The sequence below is a fragment of the Mesorhizobium sp. 01N446 genome (assembly GCF_056399285.1).
This window is the reverse complement of the sequence record NZ_JBFTRA010000015.1, coordinates 19,580-39,801: the sequence shown is the minus strand read 5'-3', so window position 1 is coordinate 39,801 and position 20,222 is coordinate 19,580. Positions and strand designations below refer to the sequence as shown.

The window sequence follows — 20,222 nt, the reverse complement described above, 5'->3', positions numbered from 1 at the left end:
AGGAGGGCGAACCGGTTACCACATTGTTTTCTTCGCCCGCTCGGGCCATTCCTTGTCGTAGGTTTCTCCGTCGATGTTCTTGCGGCTGGTGATTTCGAGGATTTTTCCGGGCGTCGGCAGCGACTTCGGATCGACATGCCTGGCCGGGTTCCAGAGCTCCGACCGGACGATGGCGCGGGCGCACTGGAAATAGACCGAATCGACGTCGATGACGGTCACCGACCGCGCCGCCTTGCCGTCGACCATGAAGGACGCGCAAAGCGCGGAATCCGTGGTAATATGTGCCCGGCCATTGATGCGCAGCGTCGTGCCGGAGCCCGGAACCAGGAACAGCAGCCCGATGCGCGGATCCCGGATGATATTGCGCAGCGAATCGGCGCGATTGTTGCCGCGCCGGTCCGGCATCATCAATGTCTTGGGACCAACGATGCGCACGAAGCCGGCGAGATCGCCGCGCGGCGAACAGTCCAGCCCCTCCGGGCCGCTGGTGGCAAGCGCGACAAAGGGCGAGGCCTCAATGAAGGCGGCATATTCAGGAATGACGTGGTCGAGTTCCTTGACCAGTGAGGCTTCGCCAGGAACGCCGTAGAGCGCCTCGAGCTGTTCGACCGTGGTGATGAGCGGCATCTTCTTTGTCTCCGAACCTTTGCCGGCGCTACCCCACATCGATGACGTTTTGACGACAGCGGCGGGATCAGAGCAAGATCCCGAAAAGTGGGAACCGGTTTTCGGAAAAGATCATGCTCCAACAAAAAAGCTAGATCAGGGTGACGATCCAACCAAACGTCATCCTGATCTAGCGATCGCGGCTCAAGCCTTTTTCCGCAAGCTCGGCCAGATAGGCATTCCAACGCTCATCCCTCTCATGGCCGAGCGTATGCAAATAGTTCCAGGTGAAAATGCCGGTGTCGTGGAAATCGTCAAAGGTGATGCGCACAGCATAGTTGCCGACCGGCTCGATCTTGAGGATGGCCACATTGCGCTTGCCGGGAACCGTCACACGCTGGTCGGGCGAGTGACCCTGCACCTCGGCCGATGGCGAGGCGACGCGCAATAGCTCCGCCGGCAGTTCGAATGGCTGGTGGTTGGGAAAGGTGACCGACAGCAGTTTGCGGTCCTTGGAGACCCTGAGTTCTTTTGGCGCGGTCATGCTGTTGATCCCATATCGATTGCCCTTCCCTACGCCGCTTCGCGAGAGGGGAAAAGTCCTGATAGACGACCGACACGCCGTGTCGGCTCCGGGATGTTACCAAAGATCGAGAAGCGGTATCTTGAATGGCGGGCTGGATCGTATCACATAGCTGTATATAACGGCGCCCGCTAACGGCCACGGAAACGCTCGAACATGAACATGATCGACCCCTTCGGTCGCACGATCAGCTATCTCAGAGTGTCGGTCACCGACCGCTGCGATTTCCGCTGCACCTATTGCATGGCCGAGGACATGGCCTTCCTGCCGAAGAAGGACCTGCTGTCGCTGGAAGAGCTGGACCGGCTCTGCACCGTCTTCATCGAAAAGGGCGTCAAGAGGCTGCGCCTCACCGGCGGCGAGCCGCTGGTGCGCAAGAACATCATGCATCTGGTGCGCCAGCTTTCGCGCCACCTCGACAGCGGTGCGCTGGAAGAACTGACGCTGACCACCAACGGCTCGCAGCTGTCGCGCTTCGCCGCCGAACTCGCCGATTGCGGCGTCAAGCGCATCAACGTCTCGCTCGACACGCTTGACGCCGACAAGTTCCAACAGATCACCCGCTGGGGCCATCTCGACAAGGTCATGCAAGGCATCGATGCCGCTCAGGCGGCCGGGCTGAAGGTCAAGCTCAACGCGGTGGCGCTGAAGGATTTCAACGACGTCGAACTGCCCGACATGATGCGCTGGGCGCATGGTCGTGGCATGGATCTCACCGTCATCGAAACCATGCCGATGGGCGAGATAGACGCCGATCGCACCGACCAGTACCTGCCGCTGTCGCTGCTGCGCGCTTCGCTGGAGCGCCAGTTCACGCTGACCGACATTCCCTTCAAGACCGGCGGCCCTGCCCGCTATGTCCAGGTCGCAGAAACCGGCGGAAAGCTCGGCTTCATCACGCCGATGACGCATAATTTCTGCGAAAGCTGCAACCGCGTCAGGCTGACCTGCACCGGCACGCTCTATATGTGCCTCGGCCAGGAAGATGCCGCCGACCTGCGCGCGCCGTTGCGTGCATCCGAAGGCAACGAGCTTGTCGCCGACGCGATCGACGAGGCCATCGGCCGCAAGCCGAAGGGCCATGATTTCATCATCGACCGGCGCACCAGCCGTCCCGCGGTGTCCCGGCATATGAGCGTCACCGGCGGCTGATTTTTTCTCCGATTTGGTGCAAGACTGTCTTTGGTTACTTGGGCCGAGGGGGCATCATGCTGCGTGTTTGTCGGATCGGCTCACCGTCGCTGGCCGCAGCGATGTCCTTGGCGACCATCGTTACAACAACGGCAATCGCCAAGCCCTTCACCTATGTGAACGCGCGCTTCGGCACCGTCTGCACATTTCCCGATGAGATCTTCACCGATCGTCAGCCCGAGCCCGAAAATGGCGACGGCCAGGTTTGGCTGAGTGCCGATGGCGCCAGCCTGATCTGCTCCGGCATCCTCAACGTCGACGACGACACGCCGAAAGGCTTTGTCGCCGACGAAAAGGCAAGCAAGGAACCGGGCTACACGGTCACCTACAGCAAGGTCGGCAAGGACTGGGCGGTGCTGTCGGGAGTGAAGGATGGCAAGATCTTTTACGAGCGGCGCCTGTTCGGCAGGGACGGCGTCATCCGCACGGTCTGGATCGAATACCCGCCGGCCCTGAAGGCGAAATATGACCCGCTGGTCGGCGCCATTGCCGGCAGTCTCAGGGGACAGTGAGTATTTCGGATCACACCCCAGAAAAAGTCTTCTTCGCGAACCGTCGCCGGATTTACGGCCGGCTTGTTCCGGCCTAGCCTTCCCCTGAAAGCGGTTTTTCGCTGATAGGGGGAAACGTCATGCGCAAACTCATTCTTTCTCTGGCATTGCTTGGCTTCACGGCCCTGCCCGCGGCGGCGCAGTCGATCGGCGGCACCTACACCGTCGCCGGCACCAATTTCGACGGATCGGCCTATGGCGGCGAAGCCACCATCACACTGACCAGCGGCACCACCTGCACGATCCACTGGGAAACCGGCGGCTCTTCCTCGGACGGCATCTGCATGCGCAACGACGACGCGTTCTCCGCCGGCTATGTCATGGGCAAGGACATCGGCCTTGTTGTTTACAAGGTCGAGGATGACGGCTCGCTGCATGGCCTCTGGACCATCGCCGGCAAGGAAGGCAACGGCACCGAGATCTTGACGCCGAAGAAATAGACATCCCACGGCCGCACAGCTTCCGGGAGGCGAATCCGCCTCCCTATCGGATTCGCACCCGAATCCGGGATCGATTTCACGCCGGCGATGACGAATGCGCCCGGTCCTGGCCCAGCCCTTTGCCATTGCTGTTTCGTCGCGGGCTGTTACAGGCTGGTTGTCCAAGCAACCGGTAGATGTCTTGCCTATTTCCCCAAATCTTCGCGGCGCGTTGTTCATGGTGGTGGCGATGGTTGGCTTCACGCTCAACGACGCCATCACCAAATACTCGTCGCAGTCGATGAACATGGCGCAGGTCATGCTGATCAGGGGAGCCTTTGCCTCGCTCTTCGTCGGCCTGCTGGCCTGGCAACGTGGCGCGCTTGCGCGGCCGCGCCTGATGCTGCAGCCGCTGGTGGCAGTCCGTGTCGTGGGTGAAGCCGGCGCCACCGTGTCATTTCTCGTGGCGCTTGCCCATTTGCCGATCGGCAGCGTGTCGGCCGTTCTCCAGGCGCTGCCGCTGGCGGTGACGATGGGAGCAGCACTGTTTTTCGGCGAAGCGGTCGGCTGGCGGCGCTGGCTCGCGATCGCCGCCGGTTTTGCCGGCGTGATGGTCATCGTGCGGCCGGGTTTCGACGGCTTCACCATCTATTCCCTTTGGACGCTGGCCAGCGTCGCCTGCTGCACCGTGCGCGATCTCGCCACCAAGCGCATCCCCCAAACCACACCGACGATGCTGGTCTCGACCGCCACCGCGCTGGCGATGACCGTCGTCGGCGCGGTGCTGTTGTCGCCCATGGGTGGCTGGACGCCGATGACCGGCAAAAGCACGGCGCTTCTGGCTTTGGCTGCCGTGCTCGTGCTCATCGGCTATCAATTCATCATCATGGCGATGCGCTCGGGCGAAATCTCCTTCATCGCGCCGTTCCGCTACACAGCGCTCCTCTGGTCCATCCTGCTTGGCTTGATCGTCTTCGGCGACATACCGGACATGCCGATGATTGTCGGCGCGACGATCGTCGTCGGTTCGGGTCTCTATGCGCTCTATCGCGAACGGGTGGTTGGCCGGCGAAGGATTGTCGCCGAAACAACCGGGCCGGCCGTGGCGCCGGATGGAATCTAGCCGGGTCTTGTGATTTCTGGCGGCTGGCGTACAGGCTCGATGCATGGAGCGAGATATTGCAGGGATAGTCCTGGCTGGGGGCCAGTCGAGGCGGATGGGAGGCGGCGACAAAAGCCTGTTTCCTCTCGGCGGCGGCAGCGTGCTCGACCAGGTCCTGTCGCGCTTTGGCCCGCAGATCGAAACCCTGGCGCTGAGCGCCAATGGCGATCCCGACCGCTTCTCCCGTTTCGGGCTGCCCGTGCTTGCCGACACCGTTGAAGGTTTCGCTGGGCCGCTTGCGGGGATTCTGACAGGCCTCGAATGGGCCGTGGCCAGCACACCTTGCAAGGCTGTCGTCACGGCCGCCGGCGACACGCCTTTCCTGCCGCTCGATCTCGTCGACCGCCTGGCGGCGGCGGCTGGCGACCATCCCGGTTCGATTGCCGTCGCCTCCTCGGCCGGCAGGCGGCACCCGACCTTCGCATTGTGGCCGACCGAATGCCGCGATGCCTTGCGGCATTTCCTGGTCGATGAGGACAACAGGCGGGTTTCGACGTTCATCGAGCGCCTTGGTTATGTCGAGGTGGAATTCCCGGTCCTGCAATCGGCGGGTCTCGATCCATTCTTCAACATCAATGTGCCTGATGATCTTGCCGAGGCCGGGCGGCTGTTGCAGAGCATGACATCATGAACATCTTCGGCATCACCGGCTGGAAAAACTCCGGCAAGACCACTTTGACCGAAAAGCTGGTCGCCGAACTTGTGCGGCGCGGCTGGAGGGTCTCGACGGTCAAACACGCTCACCATGATTTCGACATCGACAAGCCGGGCGCCGACAGCTTCCGCCATCGGCAGGCCGGCGCCACCGAGGTTGCGATCGTGTCCGGCAACCGCTGGGCGCTGATGCACGAATTGCGCGGCGAGGATGAGCCGCCGCTGGAGAGCATCCTCTCGCGACTCGCCCCATGCGACATCGTGCTGGTCGAAGGCTACAAGCGCGAATCCCACCGCAAGATCGAAACGCGGCGCCTGGAAGCGAAGGACCGGACGCCGCTTTCAGCAGGTGATCCCAATATTGTCGCCATCGCCGCCGATTTCGCCGTCACGGACAAGAGCCTGCCGGCATTCGACCTCGATGACGCAAAATCGATAGTCGACTTCATCGAGCGCACCACCGGCCTCGTTGCTTGAGATGTAACGTAACGGCAGAACCCCATTGCCGATTTCGGTGGTTTTGCAGTTGCTTTTTTCTTGGAAAGAGTGGGAGTATCGCCCTCAGCGGGCGGTCAAAAGCACCGCCCCACAGAGCCGTTTCGGAACGACGGCCGGGACCAAAAAGAGAGGACTATCATGCGTATTGCACTGCGTATCGCGCTCGCCGCATCGGCTGCGCTGCTGACGCTCGGCGTAGCCCAGGCCCAGGAAAAGACCCTGAGGATCGGCACGGAAGGCGCCTATCCCCCGTTCAACAACCTCACCTCCGACGGCAAGCTCGTCGGCTTCGACATCGACATCGCCCAAGCGCTTTGCGACCAGATGAAGGTCAAGTGCACCTTCGTCGCCCAGGATTGGGACGGCATCATTCCTGCACTCCAGGCCGGCAAGTTCGACGCCATCGTCGCCTCGATGTCGATCACCCCGGAGCGCAAGGAAAAGGTCGACTTCAGCCACAAATACTACAACACGCCCTCGGCACTCGCCGTGCCGAAAGACTCGACCCTGAAGGGTGTGACCAAGGCAGATCTCGCCGGCAAGACCATCGGTGTCGCCACGACGACCACCCATTTCAACTATGCCTCGAAAACCTACACCGACAGCACCGTGAAGGGTTATCCGAGCAGCCCCGAGGAGCAGGCAGATCTCGCCAATGGCCGTCTCGACGCTATCGAGGACGATATCGTCGTGCTGCAGCAGTGGCTGGACTCGCCTGATGGCGCCTGCTGCAAGATTCTCGGCCAGCCCTCGCCGCAGCCGGTCGAGATCTTCGGGCCGGGCGCCGGCATCGCCGTGCGCAAAGGCGAGACCGACCTGGTCAACAAGCTCAATGAGGCCATCGACGCCATCCGCGCGAATGGAAAATACAAGGAAATCAACGACAAGTACTTCAAGTTCGACGTCTACGGCGCCGAGTCCTGATAGAGAGGATCAAGACGGCGGGGAAATCCCCGCCGTCTTTCTATTCATCTTAGGAACGCTGTGGGGATAAGACCTGTCGATGCCAGCCCAAAGCATATGGACACTTCTCAGTTGGGGACCCGATGGCTGGAGTGACGATATTGTTTATGGCGCACTAATCACCGTTGCGCTTGCGCTTGCCACCCTGCCCATCGGATTGACGATCGGCTTTTTCATTGCACTCGCCAAGCAGTCCGAAGAACCTTCGCTGCGCCTGGCCGCCAACATCTACACCACGGTCTTTCGCGGCCTGCCTGAACTGGTGACGCTCTTCCTGTTCTTCTTCGGCGTGCCGATCTTGCTACAGCATCTCATCCACTATTTTCGACCCGAAGCGACCATCGACGTCAACAGCTTCGTCGCCGGCATGATCGTGCTGGCGCTGATTTTTTCGTCCTATGCCAGCGAGGTTTTCCTCTCGGCCTTCCGCGCCATCCCCAAAGGCCAGTATGAGGGCGGTTATGCCATCGGTCTTTCCTACGGGCAGACAATGCGCAAGGTGATCGTGCCGCAGCTGCTGCGCATCGCGTTTCCCGGACTGGAGAACTGTTGGCTGAGCCTGCTGAAGGACACGTCGCTGGTGTCTGTCGTTGGCCTCGCGGAGACATTGCGCAATGCCTACACCGCTGCCCGGGTCACCAAGCACGCATTTCTTTTCTATGGTGTTGCGGCACTGGTTTTTCTTGCCCTGGCCGTAGTGTCGTCCTTTGCAAGCAGCGCGATACTGCGCTCGCTTGGCCGGCGGGAGGCTCAGCGATGAGCGCCACAGCCACCCTGGTCGAACGGCCCCCGCCGCGGGCGCGCGGTTGGCCGCGCAGGCGTATCGCCGGTTATGCGCTGGTCTGCTTATGGGTTTTATTCGGCATCGGCATCGTCAGCTATCTCGTCTTTGCCTGGAATGCTGACTTCTTCGCCAAATATGCACCGGCCTATCTGCGAGGGCTTGGGGTAACGCTCGCGTTGGTTTCGATATCGATGGTGCTCGGCGCTATCCTGTCGGTGCCTGTCGCCTATGGGCGTATGTCCAGAAACCGCATCCTGTCCGGCCTCGCCTATTGCTACGTCTATTTCTTCCGAGGCACGCCGCTGCTGGTCCAAACCTATCTGGTCTATTACGGATTGGGCTCGTTCCGCGTCGAACTCCAGTCGGTCGGCCTCTGGGACTTTTTCAAGGACGCCTTCAACTGCGGCGTCTTCGCCTTTGCGCTCAACACCGCCGCCTACCAGGCCGAAATCCTGCGCGGCGCCATCGAAAGCGTACCTAAGGGCCAATGGGAAGGCGCTGCCTCACTCGGCCTCCACAAGCTGCAGACGCTGCGCAGGATCATCCTGCCGCAGGCCCTGGTCGTGGCCTTGCGGCCTTACGGCAACGAGCTGATCCTGATGGTCAAGGCCTCCGCCATCGTCGCCATCATCACGGTCTACGACCTGATGGGCAATGCAAAACTCGCCTTCGCCAATTCCTTCGACATCCAGGCCTACATCTGGGTCGCGCTGGTGTACCTCGTGATGGTCGAGCTGTTGCGCCATGCGATCGAATGGATCGAGCGCCGGATCACCATCCATCTGAAACGCTGACGAGTTCCCACGCTGCACCAGTCGATCGCGCCACAGGCGTCTTGACGAATTGTGCGCAGCGCATAGAGCTTTCGCAGCAATTTCGTTTCGTCTGAAGGGCAAGCTCATGGCATCTGTGGCATTTCTCGGTCTTGGCGTGATGGGCTATCCAATGGCCGGTCACTTGAAGAACAAGGGTGGCCACGACGTCACCGTCTACAACCGCACCAGGGCCAAGGCCGAGCAATGGGTTGGCCAGCATGGCGGCAGCCTTGCTGTCACGCCGGCAGAGGCAGCCAGGAACAAGGACTTCGTCTTCTCCTGCGTCGGCAATGACGACGATCTGCGCTCGGTGACGACAGGTCCCGAAGGCGCCTTCAAATCGATGAAGAAAGGATCGGTCTTCATCGACAACACCACGGCCTCGGCGGAAGTCGCGCGCGAATTGGCAGAAGCCGCGCAAGCCGGCGGCTTCTCGTTTCTCGACGCGCCGGTCTCCGGCGGCCAGGCCGGAGCCGAGAACGGCGTGCTGACCGTCATGGTTGGCGGCGACCAGGCTGCCTTCGACAAGGCGAGGCCAATCATCGATGCCTATGCCCGCATGGTCGGGCTGATGGGCTCGGCGGGTGCCGGTCAGCTCACCAAGATGATCAACCAGATCTGCATCGCCGGGCTGGTGCAGGGCCTGTCGGAAGGCATCCATTTCGGGAAGAAGGCCGGGCTCGACATCGAGAAGGTGATCGAGGTGATTTCCAAGGGGGCGGCTGGCTCCTGGCAGATGGAGAACCGCCACAAGACCATGAATGCCGGCAAGTATGATTTCGGTTTCGCCGTCGACTGGATGCGCAAGGATCTCGGCATCTGCCTGGCTGAGGCCGACCGCAACGGCGCCAAACTGCCGGTGACTGCGCTTGTCGACCAGTTCTACAAGGACGTGCAAGCCATGGGCGGCAAGCGCTGGGATACGTCCTCGCTGCTGGCGCGGCTGGAGAAGTAGGCGGCCATGTCCCTGCCCGCTCCAGGCTGGACCGCGCAGGACATCGTCGCGCATCTGCGTTCGATCGGCTCCGAGGAAAATCGCGCCGGCATGGCGCGGTTCGGCATCAACACGGCAACGGCGCTTGGTGTCGGCAACACGGATTTGCGGCCCTTGGCGCGCAAGCTGAAGCGCAACCACGAGCGGTCCCTGGCGCTGTGGGCCAGCGGCATTCGCGAAGCGCGGTTGCTGGCTGCGTTCACCGGTGAGGCCAAGAAGATCACCAGAGAGGACTGCCGCCGCTGGGCCGGCGACTTTGATTCATGGGAAGTTGTCGATACCGTCTCCGACCTGTTCGTCGATACGCCGTTCTGGCGCGATCTGATCGCGGAGTTCGCGGCCGATGAGCGCGAATTCGTCCGCCGCACGGCCTTTGCCATGCTGGCCTGGGCAGCCGTGCATTTGAAGAGAGAGCCGGAGGCGACATTCCTGTCCTATCTGCCCTTGATCGAAGCCCATGCCGGCGATGAGCGGAATTTCGTCAGGAAAGCCGTCAACTGGGCGCTGCGGCAGATCGGCAAGCGCTCGATGAGCCTGCACGCCCCTGCCCTGGCCCTGGCGCAGAAGCTTGCCGGCTCCCCGGACAAGACCGCGCGCTGGATCGGCAAGGATGCCGTCAAGGAATTGTCGGATGCCAAAACACTCGAACGCCTCGCCGCCAGAAAAATTTGACCTCGCCAATGTCCGCTTCAACGAGGTGACGCCGGCGACCCGTGGTCGCTTCGAGGCTTTGTTCGAGCAGCCGGGCGCGCCAAAATATTGCTGGTGCATGGCCTGGCGGCATTCCGGCCGCGAGCACCTCCAGAACGATGAGAAAAAGCGCCAGATGATGGCGCTCATCGATGCCGGCACCCCGGTCGGCATCCTCGCCGAGATCGACGGCAAGACCGTTGCCTGGTGCTCGGTCGCGCCGCGCGAGACCTATCGCAAGCTTTCAAAGCGGCAGGATGACGGCGAGACAGGCGTATGGTCGATCGTCTGCTTCTATGTGCCGAGGGCGCTGCGCGGCGGCGGCCTTGCTTCGGCCATGCTCGATGCCGCCATCGATCATGCCTTCGCCAAGGGCGCGCGCATCATCGAGGCCTATCCCGTGGCCGAGGCGTCGCCGAGTTACCGCTTCATGGGCTTTCGCGACATGTTTGCATCTCGGGGATTCCATGAGGCTGGCATGGCCGGTTCTCGCCGACATGTGATGCGGCTCGAGCATTGACGTCATTGACCTCGGCGTCTTTACTCGGCCCTAAAAGGAAGCGGCATGGGCACCCATTTCAAATCAATTCTGGCGCTCGCGGCCGCGCTGTCTCTCACCGCTGCCGGCGCCTCGGCCGAGACCATGCGCATTTTCTGGAAGGACCTGCGCCCGGCGAGCCAGGCAGTCGCCGAAGACGCCGGCCTGCCGATGATCGCGGCAAAATTGCCCGATCATGGCGAGACGCTGTCGCTCACCCTGCAGGACAAGACGATACAATTAGCCGGCTATGCATTGCCGGTCGATCGCGACGGTGACCTCGTCTATCAGTTCCTGTTGGTGCCGTGGACCGGTGCGTGCAGCCACATGCCGACGCCGCCGCCAAACCAGATCGTGCTGGTCACGCCATCCCATCCCTACAAGATGTCACAAGCCTACCAGTCGGTCGCCGTCACCGGTGCCTTGAAGCCGGGCATGGAAAAGAGCCAGCTGTTCATTCTGGATGGCGTCAGCGTCATCCAGTCCGGTTACACCGTGCGCAAGGCGCAGGTGGTCGGGGTCGACACCGTGCCGGACACCATCACCTTGCCGGTGAACTCGCCCTGGAGTTTCCTCAACAAGAAGAAGAACTGATCGGGTGCCGCCCACTCAGGCAGCGTTGGCGCCCGATTCCTTGTCCAGCACCATGTAGTCGAGCGGGATTTCGGTCGTGTACTTGATCTGCTCCATGGCGAAGGACGACGACACGTCACGGATTTCGATCTTCGCGATCAGCCGCTTGTAGAAGGCGTCGTAGGCGGCGATGTCGGGCACCACGACGCGCAAGAGATAATCGACATCGCCGCTCATGCGGTAGAATTCGACCACCTCGGGAAACTCCTGGATAACCTCGGAAAACCGCCGCAACCACTCATGGCTGTGCGAATTGGTGCGGATCGAGACGAACACGGTGACCCGCACATTGACTTTCTCATGGTCGAGAATGGCGACGCGCCGCTTGATGACGCCCTCCTCCTCGAGCTTCTGGATGCGGCGCCAGCAGGGCGTGGTCGACAGGCCGACTTTCTTGGCGACATCGGCCACCGCGAGCGTCGCGTCCTCCTGCAGGAGGCGGAGAATTTTTCGGTCAAGGCGGTCCATTAGAGGCTCCTGGAGGAATAGTTTGGCTATACTCCCTCTTATTCCGGGCTTTCACAAGAAAGAAATTCTGCCGATCGCCACAAAAGCGAGTGATTTCTTGCTGAATACCTAATCAAGGCGATAGCGGATTTCCGAGCGCAGGAAAGGCAGCAAATCCATTTCAAACCACGGATTCTGCTTCAGCCAGCCGCTGTTGCGCCAGGACGGATGCGGCAGCGGCAGCACTTTCGCACCCACCGAACTCTCCCAGATGGCGCGCCAGTCCTTCACCGTTTCCGTCAGCGAGGGGCGGCGCGCGGCGCCCATGTGCCAGGACTGCGCGTAGAGGCCGATCGTCAGCACCAGGTCGATCCGCGGCATCAAGGCCATCAACGGCGCACGCCAGGCGGGAGCGCACTCGCGTCTTGGCGGCAGGTCGCCCCCCTTGGCATCCTGGCCGGGAAAGCAGAAGCCCATCGGCACGATGGCGAATTTCTCGGTGTCGTAGAATTCGTCGCTGGACACATCAAGCCAGTTGCGCAGGCGGTCGCCGGAGGCATCGGTGAACGGCATGCCCGACAGGTGAACCTTGGTTCCCGGTGCCTGGCCGGCAATCAGGATGCGGGCGCTGGATGAGGGCCGCAGCACCGGCCGCGGCTCATGCGGCAGCGGCTTGCCGGCGGGATTCTCGACGCAGATGCGGCAGGCCCGGACCTTCGCTGCAAAATGGTCCAGTTCCACGCTCAAGCGGCGGCACTCGGCCGACTGGAGATCGCCTGATGCCAGCGCAGCACATTGGTGCATTCCTCCGGCACTTTGATGCGTGCCGGCTTCATGAAGTCGATCGCGATCAGGCCGGTGATATCGGCGATCGAATAGCTGTCGCCGGCGGCGAATTCGCGGCTCGCCAGTTCGTCGTCCAGAAGCTTCAGGAATGCGACCGCCTTCGGCTTGTTGACCTCGCCCCATTCGGGAATCTGCGGAATTTCCCAGTCCTTCATCGCCGGATGGATGTGGCGAAAGGCCTGCGCGACGCTGCTGAGCAGATTGAACTCCATCCGCCTCTGCCACATCTCGACCTGTGCCTTGCCGAGCGCGCCGCGCCCGAACAGGGCCGGCTCTGGATGCAACTCCTCGAAATAGCGGCAGATGGCGACGGATTCGGTGATGACGGTGCCGTCGTCGAGCTCCAGCAGCGGCAGGCGCTGCAGGGGATTGCGCGAGCTAACAGTCCGGCCTTTGTGCTCCAGCGCCCCCATGTCGACGGATACCAGCGGAACCGTGATCCCTTTCTCGGCAAGAAACACGCGTACCCGCCGCGGATTGGGCGCCCGGCCGCCGTCGAAGAGCTTCATTCGATCCTCCCTTTCCCGTTTCAGGCCGATACGCTTCACCAGAAGCGAAAAATCTCCCGCATGGCGTCGCCGATCGACGCCAGCGTGCCGTGTTTTCGCTCCACCACCTCGCCGTGATGGCTGTCGCGCCAGTCCTGCGGCTGATCGAACGTGCCCGCCCAGATGCCGATCTTGGCAGCGCGGGCGGTCGCTTCCTCGCTTTCGAAGTCACCAAAGGCCACGGCCCAGCCCGCCTCGACCTGGGCGCGGTTGAGGTCGGTCCCGCCGGCCCTGCAGTCGCCAAGCAACCGGCCATAGCGATCCCGCTGCCAGCCGCTGCAGGTGACCGGCCTGCCGGCAACCAGGCGCACCAGCGACTGGCGCGCTAGCGTGCCGCAGGCATAGTCGGCGCCATTCCTGCGGCAGATCTGGGTGTACTCGGGGGCATCGATGCCCCGCATGCGGATGCGCTCGGTGCCGAGCGTGATCGAATCGCCGTCATTGATGATGGCAGCGCCTTGCGTCTGGCGCGTTTCCACCCGATCGAGGCGCGCCGCCAGCAGGATCAGCAGTCCCAGAATGACTGTCGTAAGCCCATAATCCAGAAGCCGCCGCCACGGGCTTCTGGGCACCGGTGCGTACCGTTGGCGCGATCTCGGCGACCAGGAACGGCTCATATGGCAAACGGTTGGTTAATCATTCGAACGTAGCTTAACACCTTGAAATCGCTGCGCGCATAAATTGAAGCTTTTGATGCCCTTGCAACGCTCGAACACAGCGGACAAGTTCATTGTGGACCGCAGGAAACCTCATCGCAACAGCGATGTGGCGCGCGCGGTGCGCAAGACGCGCGACCGTCTTTCGCAGCAGGCCGGCAATCCCGATTTCGACCGCGAACTCTTGAAACTCCACGCGCGCGCCATGACAAGCGGCGCCGTCGTGATCCCGCTTCTCGTCCTGGCGATCGCCGCCGCCGGCAGGCTCGCCGGTGTCGGCAACGAGATCGGGCTCTGGGCGCTGTTCACGCTTACCTGCTATACGGTCGTCGCCTTCATGGCGCGGCGCATCGAGCGCACGGAAGCTGCTGAGCTCAACCCCTTGCAGGCACGACGGGAATTCCTGGTCGGCCATTTCCTTTGCGGCCTCGGCTGGGCCTGGTTCGTCTTGCTCGGCTGCGGCACCTGCGCCGTTGACCAGTTCCAGGTGGTCAAGGCGGTGGTGTTGCTGTTTGCCATGGCCGGGACAGCCCTCATGGCCTCGTCGCTCAGCGGCGCGCTGCTGGCGACCTTTGCCGTGCCGGTGGCGCTCTATGCCTATCTCGGCGCCAGGCTGTGGATGCCGGTCGAGGCGATCATGGCCGGACTGCTTGTCCTGTCTCTGCCTTTCTTCGTCTATGTCGCCCGTCACATCAACCGCTCCTCGCTGATGCTGCTGTCGTTCCGCTCCGAAAAGGATGCGCTGATCGCCGAACTGGAGACGGCAAAATCCATGTCGGACGAGGCGCGGCGGCGGGCCGAGGATGCCAATCTGGCAAAGTCGCGTTTCCTCGCGTCGATGAGCCATGAATTGCGCACGCCACTCAACGCCATTCTCGGCTTTTCCGAAGTGATGGCGAACGAGGTGCTGGGGCCGATGAGCAATCCCACCTATCGCGACTACGCCAATGACGTGCATGATTCCGGCCAGCATCTGCTCGACCTGATCAACGAGATTCTCGACCTGTCGCGCATCGAGGCCGGCCGCTACCAGCTCAACGAAGAGCCGGTGATGCTGCTGAACATCGTCGAGGACTGCTGCCATATGATGGAACTGAGGGCGCGTAACAAGGATATCCGCGTCATCCAGGATTTCGAACAGACATTGCCGCGGCTGTTCGCCGACGAGCGCGCCGTGCGCCAGATCACGCTCAACCTTCTGTCCAACGCCATAAAGTTCACCGCCACCGGCGGCGAAATCCGCGTCCGTGTCGGCTGGACGGCAGGCGGCGGGCAATACATCTCCGTCAAGGACAATGGCCCCGGCATTCCCGAGGACGAAATTCCGGTCGTGCTCTCGGCCTTCGGCCAGGGCTCGATCGCCATCAAGAGCGCCGAACAGGGCACCGGGCTTGGCCTGCCGATCGTGCAAGGCTTGCTTGCCATGCATGGCGGCGAGTTCGAGCTTCATTCCAAGCTGCGCGAAGGCACCGAGGCGATCGCCATCTTCCCGCTGAGCCGGGTGATGGAAGAATTGCCGGCGTTGCCAACCGCGGCAGTGGCGGCACGACGGCGGTAGGCGACCCCAGCGACCTGCCTTCATTGCCCAAAGAGGAACGCAGACCGCAATGAGCGCAGGTTGGGATGCCGGCGGCGTCGAAATCAAATCGGAGCGGCTTCACCTTAGGTTGTTTACGGCCGATGATGCTGACGAAGTCTTTGCCGCCATCACGCCCGCGATCACTCGTTTCATGCAGTGGGAACCGCCGCGATCACCAACGGCCTTCGCCGAGGTCTGGCGATCCTGGCTGGCGCCGATCCTTGACGGATCGGATCTGCATTTTGTTGTGCGCTCGCTGGTGGACGATCGCTGTCTGGGGCTGGTCGGCCTGCATGCGGCGAAGACGGCCCGTCCCGAGATCGGAATTTGGATAAGAGAGGACGTCCATGGGAACGGCATCGGCCGGGAGGCCGTCGCTGCCGTGGCGGCATGGGCGTACGGGGAACTCGATCCGGACTGCTTCGCGTACCCTGTCGCCGAAGAGAACGTGGCGAGCCGAAGAATCGCGGAAGGCCTCGGCGGTTCGATCGTCGAGACCCGCTCCAACCCGAAATACATTTCGGTCGTCTATCACATCCCCAATCCCAGGCGTTGATGCGCCGGGGACCTGAAACCCTAGGCCCGCACAGCCGCCGCCATGCCCGAACTGGTCAGCGCCGCCGCCTTGACCAGGCCCGCGCCAAGTGCTGCCCCTGCCCCTTCGCCATGGCTTATGCCGAGGTCAAGCAGCGGACGGAAGCCAAGCAGTTCGGCGGCCTTGGCATGCGCGGGCTCCGGCGACAGGCTGGCGAGAAGACAATGGTCCAGCGCCGCGGGGGCCGCGGCATAAAGCACCGCAGCGGCAGCCGTTGCAGCAAAGCCGTCGAGCAGGACCGGAATCTTCTGCATCCGCGCGGCGAGGATGGCGCCTGCTATCGCCGCGAACTCGCGGCCGCCGACCCGGCGCAGCACCTCCAACGGGTCCTCGAGATGGTTCTGATGAAAGGCCAGCGCCGCATCGACCACATCGGCCTTGCGCGCCTGCATCGCCGCGTCGGCGCCGGATCCCGGGCCAACCCAGTCGGCACCCCTGCCCCCGAACAGTGCGGCAAGCAGCGCCGCGGCGACGGTGGAATTGCCGACGCCGAGATCGCCGAGGCAAAGCAGGTCGGTGCCGCCGGCGATCGCTTCCATGCCGAAGGCCATGGTCGCCGCGCAACCGCGTTCGTCGAGCGCGGCGTCATCGGTGATGTCGCCGGTCGGGATGTGCAGGGCGAGATCGAACACCTTCAGCCCAAGGTCGTTGGCAATGCAGATCTGGTTGATCGCCGCACCACCGGCCGCGCAAAGTTCGACCGCGTTGGCTGTCGCCGCCACCGGACGTGGCGAAATGCCATGCCTGACGACACCATGGTTGCCGGCAAAGACCGCCATCAGCGGCCTTGTCACCGCGGGCGGAGCCCGGCCGCTCCAGGCGGCAAGCCACGCGGCAATGTCCTCGATCCGGCCGAGCGAATGCACCGGCTTGTCGGCCTTGGCAAACAGCGTGCGCACCCGCGCTTCGGCTTTGAGATCGGTTGACGGCAGATTGTCGAGCAGGTTGCGGAAATCGTCGAAAGGCAGTGCGCTGGTCATGTCGTGAGCAATCATTCCTGGATTTGGTGAGCGGCATAGCCGCGTTGCGTGATCGGCACAACCTCTCCCAAACATCCGCCTTGATTGCCGCAAAGATGGCCTGGGAAGGCGCGATCGCGAGGGCTTGCATTGGCTTTGCCGTTGCACCATGTGGAGATGGAACTCAGGATTCCGAATGGAATCCCCAAGAGAAAGTCATGACGGCCATCGAATCCCCCTGCATCCTGGTCTGTTCGATCGACATGAAAACCGGCTTCTGCTTCGGTTGCGGCCGCACGCGCGAGGAAATCGGCGCCTGGATGGGGATGACGCCCGAAACGCGCCGCAATGTGATGGCCGAACTTCCGGCCAGGCTGGAAAAGGTCGAGCGCCGGCCCCGCCGGGAAACGCGCCGCACGCGCATGGCGCGCGAGCGCGACGCAATCTAGAGCAGTTCTCTGTTTCACGGAAACGACGAAACGCTCTAACTCATTGTTTTACCGCAATTCCGGACGAAAAGCCGTCTCACACTTTTCCTGGAATTGCTCTAGCGAGGCACGGATGAGCAGCCGACTGTTCTGGATTCTGATGGCGGTGATCGGCGTGGGAGCAGCGCTGCTCATGCTCAACGATTCTGCCGGCAGCACGCTGGGGGTCGAGAACCATGATTTCGGCCGGCTGATCTGGCTTGGCGCCTTTGGTGCCCTGATCGCTGGTGGCCTGCTGCGCTCGGGCCGCCCGTTGGGCGACATGGCCCGCAATTTCGGCGCCTGGGCGGCGATCGTGCTGGCGCTGATCGCCGGCTACCAGTATCGCTACGAATTGCAGGACATCGCCAGCCGGGTGACCGCTGGTCTCGTTCCCGGCAGCCCGCTGGCGCTTGGTGTCGAAGACGGCCACGCCACCGTGACCCTCGACAAGGCCGACAACGGTCATTTCGAAGCGCGCATCCTGATCAACGGCAACCCGGTGCGAGCCGTCGTCGACACCGGCGCGACCAGCACGGTGCTGACGTCGGAAGATGCGCAGGCCGCCGGTTTCAACCCCGCCGTCCTCAACTACACGATACCGGTTTCGACAGCCAACGGCATGGCGCGCGCCGCAGCTGTGAAGACCGACGCGGTGGCGATCGGCGGCATCGTGCGCAAGGACATGTCGGTGATGGTCGCCGCACCCGGCATGCTAAGCCAGAGCCTGCTCGGTATGAATTTCATCGGCTCGCTGTCAGGCTTCGACGTGCGTGGCGACCGCATGATCCTGCGGGATTGAACTCAGGCCGCTTCGGCGGCCCCTCCGCCGAATTCGACAGCCGCGAAGGCCGTCTTCAGCACGTCAGGCCCGGCGCCGGGCCGGTTTGCGTCGGTCGACAGGATCTGGCGGTACCGGCGTGCACCGGGCAGCCCATGGAACAGCCCGACCATATGGCGGGTGACATGGCCGAGCCGCCCGCCCCGTTCGATGTGGCGCGCCGCGTAGTCCGCCATGGCATCGATCAGCCCGGCGAAATCGAACGCCTCGGGCTTCGCGCCGTAGAAGGCAGCGTCTACGCCGGCCAGGATGCCTGGTGTGTGGTAGGCCGCGCGGCCGAGCATGGCGCCGTCGACATGGTCGAGATGCGCCTGTGCCTCTTCAAGCGACTGAATTCCACCGTTGATGCCAATAAATTCGTTCGGCTTTTTGACCTTCAGACGATAGACCCTGTCATAGTCGAGCGGCGGGATGTCGCGGTTTTCCTTGGGGCTCAGCCCCTCCAGCCACGCCTTGCGCGCATGCACCCACAACGCGTCGGCGCCGGCCGCGAAAACGCCATTGGCCAAGTCGTCGAGCGCCGGCTCGGGATCCTGTTCGTCGACACCGATGCGGCACTTGACGGTGACTTGTATAGCCACCGCCGCCTTCATCGCCGCGACGCAACCGGCGACGAGGTCGGGCACCTTCATCAGGCAAGCGCCGAACGTGCCCGACTGGACGCGGTCGGACGGGCAACCGACGTTGAGGTTGATCTCATCATAGCCGAAGGCTTCGCCGATGCGCGCCGCCTCGGCAAGCTTCGTGGGATCCGAGCCGCCAAGCTGCAGCGCGACCGGATGTTCCGCCACATCGAAACCAAGCAGCCTGTCGCGCGCGCCCTGGATGACCGCATCGGCCACCACCATCTCGGTATAGAGCAGCGCACGGCTCGTCAGCTGGCGATGGAAGAACCGACAATGCCGGTCCGTCCAGTCCATCATCGGCGCCACGGCCAGTCTATGCTCTTGATTTTGCAGCATTTTTTCTTTAACATCAATTCGTTAGTCGAAAGCGCGGCTACGCCACTTTACGCCAGAATACGACCCTTTTCGCCACGTTTCGATCTCTCACTGCACACGGAGCGCACACGAAAAATGGCCACCTACACAAAACTCTCGTCCGGCTCTTGGCGCGTCCAAGTCCGTCGTAAAGGTCGCTATGTCAGCGAGACCTTCCTGCGCCGAGACGACGCACGACGCTGGGCAACCGACGCCGAGCGCCAGGTCGATCGCGGTGAGACGCCGACCAAGTCCCGTACGGCGCGCCTGAAAACCTTCGGCGAACTCATCGACCTTCATATCGACGACATGTGCGATGTAGGCAAGTCCCCTCTCCGCTCCAAGGCCGCGACACTCGACATGCTGCAGAGGCATCTTGGAAAGTGCAATACGGCCGCTCTCGATCGCGAACGGCTCATTCGTTTCGGTCGCGATCGCGCCGCCCAAGGCGCTGGACCGGTGACCCTCGGCATCGATATCGGCCTGATAAAACTCATTCTATCCCACGCTGCTGCGGTGCACGGCCTTCCTGTCAAAGTCGAACCAGTTGATCTCGCGCGTATCGCCCTAAAGAGGCTTGGCCTAGTTGGCAAAGGGCATGAGCGCGACAGGCGGCCCACCCAGGATGAGTTGGACAGGCTGACCGCTCATTTCGATGCAAACCCTCGTCAGGCTGCACCGGTTAGCCAGATCATACGTTTCGCCGTCGCAACCGCGATGCGCCAGGAGGAAATTTGTAAGGCTCGTTGGTCCGATCTGGATTCTCGCACACGAATGATTCTCATCCGCGACCGCAAAGACCCCCGCAACAAGAAAGGTAACAATCAGCGCATACCGCTGTTCGCGGCAACCGGATACGATGCGTGGGCCATTGTTGAGGAGCAGCGCGCAAAGCGAAGCAATGACGATGATCGAATTTTCCCGTTCAACCATCGGTCAGTCGGAACGGCCTTCCGTCGAGGGTGTGCTGATCTGAGCATCCACGACCTTCATTTTCACGACTTGCGGCACGAAGGAACGAGCCGCCTTTTTGAAGCTGGGTTTACAATCGAACAGGTAGCGCTGGTCACGGGGCACAAGGATTGGAAGATGTTGCGGCGCTATACGCACCTCAAGCCGGAAATGCTCCACACTATCCAAGCGGCAAAGGCTGCGTAGTTGACGCGATTGCTTATCAGTCCGCAATCTCGGCGGCGGCCATGGCCAGTTTTCTGACAATAGTA

The 20,222-nt window shown here is 62.3% G+C and carries 26 protein-coding genes; 18 read left to right on the top strand and 8 right to left on the bottom strand.

Features of this window, described 5'->3' with window-relative positions; all coding sequences use genetic code 11:
- Positions 1-15 precede the first annotated feature (15 nt).
- Entirely contained in the window at positions 16-627 is a 612-nt protein-coding gene (locus AC1DPX_RS33205; RefSeq protein ID WP_202354410.1) for a pyridoxamine 5'-phosphate oxidase family protein, read from the bottom strand.
- Between the two features lie 169 nt (positions 628-796).
- Complete coding sequence (locus tag AC1DPX_RS33200) at positions 797-1,150, bottom strand: gamma-butyrobetaine hydroxylase family protein (RefSeq protein ID WP_069093416.1); 354 nt, start codon at positions 1,148-1,150, stop codon at positions 797-799.
- 195 nt (positions 1,151-1,345) lie between these two features.
- On the opposite strand from AC1DPX_RS33200, the gene moaA reads away from it, so the two are divergent.
- The 13 genes from moaA to AC1DPX_RS33135 all read left to right on the top strand — a co-directional run bounded on the left by moaA (position 1,346) and on the right by AC1DPX_RS33135 (position 11,042).
- On the top strand, positions 1,346-2,341 hold the full coding sequence (moaA, locus tag AC1DPX_RS33195) for a GTP 3',8-cyclase MoaA (protein WP_477242104.1): 996 nt from the start codon (positions 1,346-1,348) through the stop codon (positions 2,339-2,341).
- Positions 2,342-2,397: 56 nt separating this feature from the next.
- A complete protein-coding gene (locus AC1DPX_RS33190; protein ID WP_202354408.1) occupies positions 2,398-2,892 on the top strand; it encodes a hypothetical protein in 495 nt (164 codons plus the stop codon).
- A gap of 119 nt (positions 2,893-3,011) precedes the next feature.
- Positions 3,012-3,371, top strand: coding sequence for a hypothetical protein (locus AC1DPX_RS33185; protein WP_096445990.1), 360 nt, complete (start codon positions 3,012-3,014; stop codon positions 3,369-3,371).
- 181 nt (positions 3,372-3,552) lie between these two features.
- Positions 3,553-4,473: a DMT family transporter gene (locus AC1DPX_RS33180; protein ID WP_477242102.1), complete on the top strand. Its 921-nt coding sequence runs from the start codon at positions 3,553-3,555 to the stop codon at positions 4,471-4,473.
- Positions 4,474-4,516: 43 nt separating this feature from the next.
- Positions 4,517-5,143 carry a molybdenum cofactor guanylyltransferase MobA gene (gene mobA, locus AC1DPX_RS33175; RefSeq protein WP_477242100.1) on the top strand — a complete coding sequence of 209 codons (627 nt, stop codon included), beginning with the start codon at positions 4,517-4,519 and terminating at the stop codon, positions 5,141-5,143.
- On the top strand, positions 5,140-5,643 hold the full coding sequence (mobB, locus tag AC1DPX_RS33170; RefSeq protein ID WP_202354405.1) for a molybdopterin-guanine dinucleotide biosynthesis protein B: 504 nt from the start codon (positions 5,140-5,142) through the stop codon (positions 5,641-5,643). The genes mobA and mobB overlap by 4 nt, the downstream gene beginning before the upstream one ends.
- Before the next feature lie 159 nt (positions 5,644-5,802).
- Positions 5,803-6,588 (top strand): ABC transporter substrate-binding protein, encoded by a 786-nt coding sequence (locus AC1DPX_RS33165; protein WP_202354404.1) that lies wholly within the window; start codon positions 5,803-5,805, stop codon positions 6,586-6,588.
- 79 nt (positions 6,589-6,667) lie between these two features.
- Entirely contained in the window at positions 6,668-7,387 is a 720-nt protein-coding gene (locus AC1DPX_RS33160) for an ABC transporter permease (RefSeq protein ID WP_202354403.1), read from the top strand.
- Positions 7,384-8,205, top strand: coding sequence for an ABC transporter permease (locus tag AC1DPX_RS33155; protein WP_202354402.1), 822 nt, complete (start codon positions 7,384-7,386; stop codon positions 8,203-8,205). The genes AC1DPX_RS33160 and AC1DPX_RS33155 overlap by 4 nt, the downstream gene beginning before the upstream one ends.
- Before the next feature lie 106 nt (positions 8,206-8,311).
- Positions 8,312-9,181, top strand: coding sequence for an NAD(P)-dependent oxidoreductase (locus AC1DPX_RS33150; RefSeq protein WP_477242098.1), 870 nt, complete (start codon positions 8,312-8,314; stop codon positions 9,179-9,181).
- A gap of 6 nt (positions 9,182-9,187) precedes the next feature.
- On the top strand, positions 9,188-9,892 hold the full coding sequence (locus tag AC1DPX_RS33145; RefSeq protein ID WP_477242096.1) for a DNA alkylation repair protein: 705 nt from the start codon (positions 9,188-9,190) through the stop codon (positions 9,890-9,892).
- Positions 9,852-10,430: an N-acetyltransferase family protein gene (locus AC1DPX_RS33140; protein WP_477242094.1), complete on the top strand. Its 579-nt coding sequence runs from the start codon at positions 9,852-9,854 to the stop codon at positions 10,428-10,430. The genes AC1DPX_RS33145 and AC1DPX_RS33140 overlap by 41 nt, the downstream gene beginning before the upstream one ends.
- A 45-nt stretch (positions 10,431-10,475) precedes the next feature.
- Complete coding sequence (locus AC1DPX_RS33135; RefSeq protein ID WP_477242092.1) at positions 10,476-11,042, top strand: DUF3299 domain-containing protein; 567 nt, start codon at positions 10,476-10,478, stop codon at positions 11,040-11,042.
- Positions 11,043-11,057: 15 nt separating this feature from the next.
- On the opposite strand, the gene AC1DPX_RS33130 is transcribed toward AC1DPX_RS33135, so the two are convergent.
- The 4 genes from AC1DPX_RS33130 to AC1DPX_RS33115 all read right to left on the bottom strand — a co-directional run bounded on the left by AC1DPX_RS33130 (position 11,058) and on the right by AC1DPX_RS33115 (position 13,539).
- Complete coding sequence (locus tag AC1DPX_RS33130) at positions 11,058-11,549, bottom strand: Lrp/AsnC family transcriptional regulator (protein WP_006205209.1); 492 nt, start codon at positions 11,547-11,549, stop codon at positions 11,058-11,060.
- 108 nt (positions 11,550-11,657) lie between these two features.
- Entirely contained in the window at positions 11,658-12,332 is a 675-nt protein-coding gene (locus tag AC1DPX_RS33125) for a uracil-DNA glycosylase family protein (RefSeq protein ID WP_477242090.1), read from the bottom strand.
- Positions 12,272-12,883: a glutathione S-transferase gene (locus AC1DPX_RS33120; protein ID WP_477242088.1), complete on the bottom strand. Its 612-nt coding sequence runs from the start codon at positions 12,881-12,883 to the stop codon at positions 12,272-12,274. Before AC1DPX_RS33120 ends, AC1DPX_RS33125 begins: the two co-directional genes overlap by 61 nt.
- A gap of 35 nt (positions 12,884-12,918) precedes the next feature.
- A complete protein-coding gene (locus AC1DPX_RS33115) occupies positions 12,919-13,539 on the bottom strand; it encodes a thermonuclease family protein (RefSeq protein WP_477242086.1) in 621 nt (206 codons plus the stop codon).
- A gap of 76 nt (positions 13,540-13,615) precedes the next feature.
- On the opposite strand from AC1DPX_RS33115, the gene AC1DPX_RS33110 reads away from it, so the two are divergent.
- On the top strand, positions 13,616-15,136 hold the full coding sequence (locus tag AC1DPX_RS33110; RefSeq protein ID WP_477242084.1) for a sensor histidine kinase: 1,521 nt from the start codon (positions 13,616-13,618) through the stop codon (positions 15,134-15,136).
- A 49-nt stretch (positions 15,137-15,185) separates the two neighbouring features.
- The gene (locus tag AC1DPX_RS33105; RefSeq protein WP_477242081.1) at positions 15,186-15,713 is read left to right on the top strand and encodes a GNAT family N-acetyltransferase; all 528 of its coding nucleotides are present in this window, start codon (positions 15,186-15,188) and stop codon (positions 15,711-15,713) included.
- 20 nt (positions 15,714-15,733) lie between these two features.
- On the opposite strand, the gene AC1DPX_RS33100 is transcribed toward AC1DPX_RS33105, so the two are convergent.
- Positions 15,734-16,732 (bottom strand): nicotinate-nucleotide--dimethylbenzimidazole phosphoribosyltransferase, encoded by a 999-nt coding sequence (locus AC1DPX_RS33100; RefSeq protein WP_477242079.1) that lies wholly within the window; start codon positions 16,730-16,732, stop codon positions 15,734-15,736.
- 197 nt (positions 16,733-16,929) lie between these two features.
- On the opposite strand from AC1DPX_RS33100, the gene AC1DPX_RS33095 reads away from it, so the two are divergent.
- Positions 16,930-17,160, top strand: coding sequence for a DUF1289 domain-containing protein (locus AC1DPX_RS33095; RefSeq protein WP_477242210.1), 231 nt, complete (start codon positions 16,930-16,932; stop codon positions 17,158-17,160).
- A 112-nt stretch (positions 17,161-17,272) separates the two neighbouring features.
- Positions 17,273-17,980, top strand: a complete 708-nt coding sequence (locus AC1DPX_RS33090) for a TIGR02281 family clan AA aspartic protease (RefSeq protein WP_477242077.1) — start codon at positions 17,273-17,275, stop codon at positions 17,978-17,980.
- Positions 17,981-17,982: 2 nt separating this feature from the next.
- Here AC1DPX_RS33090 and dusA read toward each other — a convergent pair whose 3' ends face one another.
- Entirely contained in the window at positions 17,983-18,981 is a 999-nt protein-coding gene (dusA, locus tag AC1DPX_RS33085) for a tRNA dihydrouridine(20/20a) synthase DusA (protein ID WP_477242075.1), read from the bottom strand.
- A gap of 114 nt (positions 18,982-19,095) precedes the next feature.
- On the opposite strand from dusA, the gene AC1DPX_RS33080 reads away from it, so the two are divergent.
- Entirely contained in the window at positions 19,096-20,157 is a 1,062-nt protein-coding gene (locus AC1DPX_RS33080) for a site-specific integrase (protein ID WP_477242073.1), read from the top strand.
- The last annotated feature ends 65 nt before the right edge of the window (positions 20,158-20,222 follow it).